The organism is Paracoccus sp. SSK6 (assembly GCF_039770665.1).
In the GTDB taxonomy this organism is placed as follows: domain Bacteria; phylum Pseudomonadota; class Alphaproteobacteria; order Rhodobacterales; family Rhodobacteraceae; genus Paracoccus.
This window is the reverse complement of the sequence record NZ_JBDPNJ010000098.1, coordinates 1-675: the sequence shown is the minus strand read 5'-3', so window position 1 is coordinate 675 and position 675 is coordinate 1. Positions and strand designations below refer to the sequence as shown.

At 55.6% G+C, this 675-nt stretch carries 2 protein-coding genes; one reads left to right on the top strand and one right to left on the bottom strand.

What is annotated here, in order from left to right; genetic code table 11:
• The coding region (locus tag AAIL68_RS17545; RefSeq protein ID WP_347141069.1) for a hypothetical protein at positions 1-183 on the top strand (183 nt) is incomplete at its 5' end.
• Between the two features lie 95 nt (positions 184-278).
• Here AAIL68_RS17545 and AAIL68_RS17540 read toward each other — a convergent pair.
• The coding region (locus AAIL68_RS17540; RefSeq protein ID WP_347141068.1) for an H-NS histone family protein at positions 279-675 on the bottom strand (397 nt) is incomplete at its 5' end.

Below are 675 nucleotides of genomic sequence, written 5' to 3'. Positions count from 1 at the left end.
TTGGCAGGTCCAATAGAGACGCGTTTATGCGGGCAGTCGAGTATGCAACTGGCCGAGACTTCTAAGCTGGGCGGTGACCTTGCTGCCCGTCACGATATCGGCGGGGCCTTTGATCCTGATGCTCTGTCCGAAGAAACGATCGAAGCGATGTGCCGTGATGTGCTGAGCGCAAGCCAGGTTTAGCTTACCGGACTTAATTGAACACCCCGACCGAACGGACTTGTTGAACTGGAGCTTGCACGCGTGATCGGGTGCAAGCCCCAAGAATAACGCCCCAATCAGATTGCGAACTCGTCCAGCGATTTTCCAGCGTCCAGAGCCTCGATAATCCAGCCGGGCTTGCGGCCGCGACCGCTCCAGGTCAGCTCAGAGTTTTCAGGATGGCGGTATTTCGGCTCGGCCTTTTGTTTGGCGGGTTGAGCGGCCAGCATGTCTTCGAGCGAGGCAAAACCAGCCGCCTTGGCAATTTCGGTCGCCTTCTGAATGGCGTCCTTTTTCCGGCGGGTCTCGAAATCAGCAATGGCTGCGGCTGATTTCTTGTTGATCTCTTTCAGCTGCTCGAGTGACAGGTCGTTATAGTTGATGTCCATGACGGTCTCCTCATTTGCCTGCCGCAATACAGAAACCTTCCCTGACAGGAAAGCCGCTAACCTGCGAGCGAGATTGATTTCGAGA